This window comes from Rhizobium sp. 2YAF20, from assembly GCF_052114685.1.
Lineage (GTDB): Bacteria > Pseudomonadota > Alphaproteobacteria > Rhizobiales > Rhizobiaceae > Rhizobium.
The window spans coordinates 1-8,090 of sequence record NZ_JBFRFF010000081.1 but is presented as its reverse complement, the minus strand read 5'-3'; the positions used below and the strand labels follow the sequence as shown (position 1 = coordinate 8,090).

At 58.5% G+C, this 8,090-nt stretch carries 5 protein-coding genes; 1 reads left to right on the top strand and 4 read right to left on the bottom strand.

Going from position 1 to position 8,090, the window contains the following annotated elements; translation table 11 throughout:
* Positions 1 to 200: 200 nt before the first annotated feature.
* Positions 201 to 809 carry a DUF488 domain-containing protein gene (locus tag AB4Z52_RS35325; RefSeq protein ID WP_442222477.1) on the bottom strand — a complete coding sequence of 203 codons (609 nt, stop codon included), beginning with the start codon at positions 807 to 809 and terminating at the stop codon, positions 201 to 203.
* 402 nt (positions 810 to 1,211) lie between these two features.
* Here AB4Z52_RS35325 and AB4Z52_RS35320 point away from each other — a divergent pair, with 402 nt between their 5' ends.
* Positions 1,212 to 3,095 carry a methyl-accepting chemotaxis protein gene (locus AB4Z52_RS35320; RefSeq protein ID WP_442222476.1) on the top strand — a complete coding sequence of 628 codons (1,884 nt, stop codon included), beginning with the start codon at positions 1,212 to 1,214 and terminating at the stop codon, positions 3,093 to 3,095.
* Positions 3,096 to 3,538: 443 nt separating this feature from the next.
* On the opposite strand, the gene cysG is transcribed toward AB4Z52_RS35320, so the two are convergent.
* From cysG to nirD, 3 genes are read right to left on the bottom strand one after another with little or no spacing between them, the layout of a single operon-like run.
* Positions 3,539 to 5,008, bottom strand: coding sequence for a siroheme synthase CysG (gene cysG / locus AB4Z52_RS35315; RefSeq protein ID WP_442222475.1), 1,470 nt, complete (start codon positions 5,006 to 5,008; stop codon positions 3,539 to 3,541).
* Positions 4,980 to 7,634, bottom strand: a complete 2,655-nt coding sequence (locus AB4Z52_RS35310) for a nitrate reductase (RefSeq protein ID WP_442222474.1) — start codon at positions 7,632 to 7,634, stop codon at positions 4,980 to 4,982. The genes cysG and AB4Z52_RS35310 overlap by 29 nt, the downstream gene beginning before the upstream one ends.
* Positions 7,635 to 7,636: 2 nt before the next feature.
* Entirely contained in the window at positions 7,637 to 7,978 is a 342-nt protein-coding gene (gene nirD / locus AB4Z52_RS35305) for a nitrite reductase small subunit NirD (protein ID WP_442222473.1), read from the bottom strand.
* Positions 7,979 to 8,090 lie beyond the last annotated feature (112 nt).

Sequence of the window (8,090 nt, the reverse complement as noted above, 5' to 3'; positions counted from 1 at the left end):
TCGACACTGAGGCGCTAGCCGCGCACCTTCAATTGGAAGGCGCCCAATCCTTCACCAAATCATGGAACGATCTGCTGGCAGTGATTGCGTCAAAGAGCGAGCAGTTGCATCGCTCTCACGGTTCGGCCGGCGGATTATGAGCCAGCCTTTTCCGACCGTGCGCCATGCCTCTTGGACGGTTTGGCGCAGTGAGGGTCGCATCAAATGTTTGATTTTTGCGGAGACCCGCTTGATCGGGTTGAGGCTACCTTCGTCGATATGTCGTCCGACCGCCGATGTTCGTCGGGGTAATCGACCCGTCCGTCGTCGCGAACGACTGCCCCGGGCGTCAGCTGTGCCACATCGACATGCGAGGGCCCAAGGATGTGCATCACGTTCTCTCCAGCTGCGAGGAGATAGTCGGCTATGATACGCCGGTGGCATCGCCACCAGACTGCTTCGGCGCACATGATCGCGCAGCGATGCTGGTCACCTAGCTCCCGCAGGCGGGCAAAGCCGACATTGAAGGACGCTGTCATGGCGAAATCAGCATAGTTGCGGAAGCTACGGACCCGCCAATATGTGTTCGAGGAAGGCTCAGCGTTGCGCGTCTTTCCTCGAAGGCCGCCGAGCTCTGCGATATGCTCATAGCCGATCTGCCACGGCGTCAAGGCTTCCGGCAAACTCTGGCCGTTGAACTGGGGATTACTGCGCGATCGTGGTATTGTTCTCACGTCAACAACCAATTGGACGCCTGATTGCTGAAGAAGATCAGCAAATTCGACGATCGTCCTGGTGGAATGGCCGATGGTGAAAAAGGTGTTCGTCATGGCTCCAGCGTCGAGGTCTGTATCTGCCTCATCGTAAGCGGTGATTTCGAATTCAAAAGCGACGTTTGTGGTTGGCGTGTGAATCCTCAGCCTAGAGCGACCCCCAGCGGATTTGGCACCTGATAACGCTGCTCGATTGGTAGTTCCGGTGGGATCATCGGCTCCAATCGCACCCCTGATTTTAAAATTGTCGTGAAAATCAATTGTTTGAGCGAGGTATTCGCTTTTCAATAAACTCAGAGCCGGTAACTATGAATTTCAATCGGCTGCTGCTTCCAACGGAAGCGCTATCAAAAATATTGGTAAACGATGTGTTGCACATGAGCAAATCATTAAATTATTTTTGTTACAAATCCCGTTATCAATCCGCCGGAGCGTCGGAATTTATAAAGGGGTTCTTCAGTGCGTCGTCCAAACATAAAGTCGAGCTTGCTCCTGATTTTTAGCGCCGTCGCTGTTCTTTTCGGTCTTATTGCGTATCTCTCAATCAATGGCCTGAGCCAGACAAACGGCTCCACCGAAGAAATTGCCACTCACTGGCTGCCGAGCGTACAGGCATCACGAGCGATCAATCTCAATATGGCGAATTTGCGCCTCGCTTATCGCGATCACATCATCGCACAGTCGGACGCAGACAAGAAAACGCGCGAAGAGGCCGTTTCAATCGCGGAGGACACGGTTCGCAAATCGATAGATGCCTATCTTTCGCTTGCATCGTCGGATCGTGAGCGCCAGTTGATCAACTCGATAAAGGAGAACATCGAAGGCTACATCGGTAGCAGACCGCAGCTTCTCGCCCTTTCCCGCGCGAACAAAACCGAAGAAGCCGGGCAATTTCTGAGCGGAGAGATGCGCGTCCATTCAGATAAGCTGAAGGAATTTACGGCGGCCCTTGTCGAATTGAACGTTGAGGGCAGCAACAAGGCTGCCGAGACTAGCAGGACAACCTACGCATCTGTGAAGTTCTACCTATTTACAGCGATGGGCCTTGCAGGATTGCTTGTTCTCGGCGCTATCGCATTCGTGCTGACGAGCATTGCCAATCCCATCATCCTCATTACTCGTGCGATGCGGCGGCTGGCCGAAGGAGACAGCGGCTCTGAAATTCCGTTTGCCGGCCGTGCCGATGAAATCGGTTCCATGGCGGGCGCCATAGAGGTCTTCCGTCAAGCCGCGATAGCAAATAAACGGATGGAAATGGAAGCTGACGAAAGCCGGCGACAGGCAGACGCTGATCGCATCGCCGCCCAGCGGAAAGCCGAAGCCGAAGCCACCGAGCGCTTGCGCATTGCCACATCAGGGCTGGCTGAAGGGTTAAAGCGGCTTGCTTCGGGCGATCTTGCTTTTCAGCTTCATGAGGCGTTTGCACCTGACTTTGAGGCGTTGCGCCACGACTTCAACCAGTCGGTGACCCAACTCAGCGCAGTACTCGGGGCAATTTCCGAAAGCATCACCACGATGGACGATGGCACCCGGGAGATCTCCTCGGGCGCGGGTGATCTATCAAAGCGTACAGAACAACAGGCAGCCTCGCTCGAAGAAACGGCTGCGGCCCTGGAAGAGATCACTGCGAATGTGTCGAATTCCTCCAAACGGACCGAAGAAGCGCGTTCAGTGGCCACGGAGGCCAACCGCAGTGCTGTAAAATCTGCAGAAGTCGTTTCTCAAGCCGAAGAGGCCATGGGTCGCATCGAGACCTCATCGCAACAGATTTCCAATATTATTGGTGTGATCGATGAAATCGCGTTCCAGACCAATTTGCTTGCCTTGAACGCGGGCGTGGAAGCAGCTCGAGCGGGCGAAGCAGGGAAGGGTTTTGCAGTCGTCGCCCAGGAAGTACGCGAACTTGCACAACGCTCGGCGACAGCGGCGAAGGAGATAAAAGGCCTGATCCAGAACTCCTCGAAGGAGGTGGAAAGCGGCGTCAAACTTGTGCGTGATACTGGCGAGTCCCTTAAGATCATCGGCGGCTTTATCACTCAGATCAACCAGCATATGAATTCGATCGCGACATCCGCAAAAGAGCAGTCGGTTGGCCTGAGCGAGGTCAACATCGCGGTCAACCAGATGGATCAGACCACACAGCAGAATGCGGCAATGGTGGAACAATCAACTGCGGCTTCTGCCTCGCTCGCTCAGGAAGCGCAAAAACTTCGCGAGCTTGTCAGCCAGTTCAAACTGGATCATGTGGATGCCAGCCAATCTGCGCGGCTTCGCCTTACTGTGAGAACGATGGCCCAACCCGTCGCACGTTCAACGGTGCAATCAGCCGCCGCACGCCGCTAATCTCGCGTGCCTCGGAGCAGGGTGTTCCACCAAGGCCACAGTGGCGCTGGACTGGCTTACGCAGAAACTCATCCTCGCGCCCATACGGAAGCTGCAGGCCCAGTGGCTTCTGATTTTGATCTGACGCCGGACGTGTCGCTTTCCATTAAATTAGGGTCTTCCTCACTTTGTGAGGTGGTGGAATTTGCAGTGGGCAAAACACTCGACGCCGTACCGGACGAGGGGAATTCCCGTGAAGTAGCGGCCGCGCTGAGGCCAGATCAGCCGATTGAAGACGATCGAGCGTGCGCTTTATGGCAGAATTGGCCCGGAGCATGCTCGGGAGAACACATGCTACCGCTCAATTGACGGGGTCACCACACAAAGTGAGGAAGACCCAGATTAGCTGGCAAGCGACAGCTGATGCGAGGACGAGAAATACCGGCGAAGTCAGCCAAGCTGCATCAGTGAAACCCTGCGGCCTGGACGAGAGCCCCGGCAAAATCACCGGCATCTGCGATCACGCCCCGGCGAGCCGAAACAGCGCCGCCCACCGCGATTAGGACGGGATTTTCGTAGCCGATCTCCTCCATGCCCACGGCAAGGCTTATGAGGCTGCCGCGCCATTCCCGCTGCGTGGTGCGGCTGACGTTGCTCATGATGACGGTAGGGGTGGAAGGCTGAAGGCCCTCGGCGATCAGCCGATCGGCAATAAGCGGCGCTGTCCTGCCGCCCATGTAGAACACGGCTGTCGTATGGGGATCCGCCACGGATGCCCAGTCAACATCGGCCGGCAGTCCGCCATGGCGGGAGTGGCCCGTGATGAAGCGTACGGAATGGGCGTGATCGCGGTGGGTTAGCGATATGCCGAGATATGAGGCCATGGCGCTTGCTGCCGTGATGCCGGGGATAACGTCGACAGGGATGTTCTCTCTATCGAGATGGGCAATCTCTTCGCCGGCACGGCCGAAGATCATCGGGTCGCCCGACTTGAGGCGAACGACGCGCTTGCCAGCCTTGGCGTAGGCCAACATTGTTGCGTTGATGTCCTCCTGCCTGCAGCTCTCGCGGCCGCCGCGTTTGCCCACCAGCATGCGTTTAGCCTCGCGGCGGGCAAGCTCCAACACCTCCCCGGAAACAAGATCGTCGAACAGGATCACATCGGCCGCCTGTAGGGCGCGGACGGCCTTTAGTGTCAAAAGTTCGGCGTCGCCCGGCCCGGCGCCTACGAGTGTCACGTGGCCGCCAGCGCTAACATTGCTGCGGATTCGGTCGGCGTCTGCGATCAGGCCCGGCACCGTATCTGCATCGGGCTCCTTGTCCGCGAAGGCGCGATCGACGAAGCGCTCCCAGAAATTTCGTCGCTGAACCGAGCTCAGTGCGTCCGTCACGTGGGCGCGGATGGCCTGCGCAAGTTGCGCCCAGGATTTGAGTGATTGCGGGAGAAGGGTTTCGATGCGCCGACGGATAGCTTGGCCGAGGATGGGAGCGGCTCCATCGGTCGAGATGCCGATCACCACGGGTGAGCGGTTAACAATCGAGCCGAACTTGAACTCACAGAATGTCGGCTTGTCGATGACGTTGACGGGAACCCCGGCGGCTTTGGCGTGATCGTGGAAGCAGCGCGCCTCCTCTTCGGTTTCACAGTCGCCTACCGCCAAAGCAAAGCTCTTGAAGTATGCCGCACGCCAAAATGCGTCGTGATGGACAAATTGGTCAAGTTGCTCCCGAAAGGCCTCGCAAAGCTCGTCTGCGGGGCAGAAGACATGCACCTCTGCGCCCGCAGCCGCTAAAAGTTCGGCCTTCCACGCCGCCCCGTCGCTGCCGCCGGCGATCAGCACGGATTTCCCCTTGAGGTCGAAAAACACCGGTAGCGAGGCGAGCGGGGCGATACGCTCCAGTCCATTATTCTGCGGCTTGACGAAGGCAACCATCGAGAATCCCTCTAATTTCCACGCGGCAGGAGCCGCAATTGGTGCCGGCATTGAGCTGCTTGCCGACGGCCTCGATCGTGTGGCAACCGCCGGCGACGGCGGCTACGATCTGGTTGACGCCGACCGAGAAGCAGGAGCAGACGGTTGCACCAGGATCCATCTGATCTGCACCCGGCCGGCCGGCGAGCACCGCAAAGCGCGCCCGCACCGTCTCAAGTTGTGCGCTGAGTTGCTTGACGGCCCAGTCCCGCGATACTGCTACTGGTTCCGGCGCGGCATAAAACGCGAGCAACAGCCGTTCTCCGTCGAAGAAGCCATGACGTTGCTGTTGCGTCGGGCTGTCGACATAGGCGAGATGTTCGCCGCGATCAGAAAGGCCGAAAGTATTGCGACACCACATTTCGATATCGTCAGGTGCCTTGTCGAAGCCAAATTCCACCCTCCAGCCGGCTTCTGCCTTCGCGAGCGCCCAATACGGCGCCTCAAGTCGCGCGGGACGGAAGGCGACAACTGCAAAACCGAAATACGCCATTTCAGCCGGTCGCACCCTGACGCCGATATTCTTGAGCGCCGGTTGGCCGGAGACAGGGTCTGTGCGTGGTGCCAGCAGAGCGGCCACGCGTGAATTTGCCGAATATTCGTCGCTCCAATGCATCGGCACGAAGACGCCACCGGGCGGCTGCCGCTCCGTGATCAGCGCGCGCAGCACGACGGAACCGAAGGCATTTTCCAACCTTACCAACCCTGCCTTGCCGATGCCGAGTTCAGCGGCGTCCACAGGGTTGATTTCGGCGAAAGGTTCGGCGAGATGCGATGATAGCCGCGCCACCTTGCCGGTGCGCGTCATCGTATGCCACTGGTCGCGGATGCGGCCGGTATTGAGAATGAAGGGCGTGTCCTCGGTCGTGAGGTCGTCGCGCGCGGATTTCACAGGGATGAACCTGGCCTTGCGGTCCGGCGTGTAGAACTCGCCACCTGCGAAGAAACGTGTGGCGCTTTCGGGGTTACCTTTGCGATGCGGCCATTGGAACGGAGACATCGCCTTAAAGGCATCGGGTGAGATGCCGGATTTCGCGCCTATATCGAAGTCGCGCATGCCATCATTTTCGAATCCTGACAGGGCTGCGTGCTCGGCGAAGATTTTATCAGGACTGTCATAGTCGAAGCCGTTGAAGCCCATGCGCTTGGCAACCTCGGCCAAATGCCACCAGTCTGGCTTTGCGTCGCCGGGCAGATCCAGGAAATTGCGCTGGCGGGAAATGCGCCGCTCGGAGTTGGTGACGGTTCCGTCTTTCTCACCCCAGCCGGTGGCTGGCAGTAGCACGTGCGCGAGTGCGGCGGTATCGGTGTTCTTTTGGATATCGGAAACGACGACGAAAGGACAGTTGCGGATGGCTTCGCGCACCCGGTCGGCATCCGGCATCGAAACCGCAGGATTGGTCGCCATAATCCAGAGTGCCTTGATATGCCCGTCCGCCACGGCTTCGAACATCTCGACAGCTTTGAGACCGGGCTTTGTCGCTATGGTTGGCGAATTCCAGAAGCGCTGCACGCGATCACGCGCTGCTTCGTCCTCAATATTCATATGCGCCGCAAGCATGTTGGCAAGCCCGCCGACCTCGCGGCCACCCATCGCATTCGGCTGGCCGGTCAGCGAGAAGGGCCCCATGCCTGGCCTACCGATGCGCCCTGTCGCCAGATGGCAATTGATGATCGCATTGACCTTGTCGGTGCCGATCGAGGACTGGTTGACGCCCTGGCTGTAGCAGGTCACCACCTTTTCCGATGTTTCAAACAGACGATAGAAGGCCCGCAGTTCGGCAACCGATAGACCGGTTTCCTCCGAGATATCCGGCATGCCTCTGGTTTGCGCGGCTTCCAGCGCATCACGGAAGCCGATCGTGTGCGCCGACACATAATCGTGGTCGAAAACTGACGATCCGGCGAGATGGGTAAGCAGCCCATTGAAGAGGGCAACATCGCCGTCGCTTTTGATCATCAGGTGCATGTCAGCAAGATCGGCGCTGACTGAGCGTCGCGGATCAATCGTGACGATTTTCATGTCCGGTCGGCCTTGTTTTACCGCTTGGATCCGTTGGTTGAGCACTGGATGGCACCATGCAATGTTCGAGCCAACGAGCACGATCACATCCGCGAGCTCGAGATCTTCGTAGGTGCCCGGTACCGTATCCGAACCAAAGGCGCGGCGATGGCCAGCAACGGAGGAGGCCATGCAAAGCCTGGAATTCGTGTCGATATTGCCCGAACCGATGAAGCCCTTCATCAGCTTGTTGGCGACATAATAATCCTCCGTCAGACATTGACCCGAGACATAGAATGCGACCGAGTCCGGCCCATGCTCGGCGATGGCTTCGCGGAATTTCGAGGCTACGAGATCCAGTGCCTCATCCCACTCCGCGCGCTTGCCGTGGATTTCCGGGTGGAGCACCCTTCCATCCATGGACAGTGTCTCGGCCAGAGCCGAGCCCTTGGAGCACAAACGCCCGAAGTTGGCGGGGTGATCGGGGTCGCCTTTGACAGAGACGACGCCGTCATCGGCGACCTTGGCGATAACGCCGCAACCAACGCCGCAATAGGGGCAGGTCGTTTTGACCTCGATCGACATGGCTACTCCGCCGCAACCATCTGGGCGCTCTGCTTCAGGGCGATGAACAGCGCTCCATTCTCGTTGCGCAAGGGAATGGTCCTCACCTGCCCCTCGTCGGCGCCCAGCGCCTTGCCGGTTTCCAGCGAGATGACCCAGTTGTGCAGCGGGCATGTGACCGATGTGCCGTGGACGATACCCTGGGAGAGTGGCCCGCCCTTGTGCGGGCAATGATCCTCGATGGCAAAGACCTCGTTTTCGGCCGTGCGGAACACCGCGACCTTGCCCTCGGGCGTCTTCACGCAGCGCGCGCCACGCAGCGGGATATCGGAAATGTCACCGATTGCGATCCAGTTCACGTCCATCTCCTCACTCCGCCGCCTGATGAAAGCCGACCGTCGCCATCGGCCGGAACTCATGCTTGTCCTTGCCGGAAACCCGCTCCGACCACGGATCGACCTGCGCGAACGTCTGGCT

What these genes read in the sequence shown, in the direction of transcription:
- AB4Z52_RS35310 (WP_442222474.1), bottom strand. Translation starts at nt 7,634, where the DNA reads ATGTCGATCGAGGTCAAAACGACCTGCCCCTATTGCGGCGTTGGTTGC.
- nirD (WP_442222473.1), bottom strand. Translation starts at nt 7,978, where the DNA reads ATGGACGTGAACTGGATCGCAATCGGTGACATTTCCGATATCCCGCTG.
- AB4Z52_RS35325 (WP_442222477.1), bottom strand. Translation starts at nt 809, where the DNA reads ATGACGAACACCTTTTTCACCATCGGCCATTCCACCAGGACGATCGTC.
- cysG (WP_442222475.1), bottom strand. Translation starts at nt 5,008, where the DNA reads ATGGTTGCCTTCGTCAAGCCGCAGAATAATGGACTGGAGCGTATCGCC.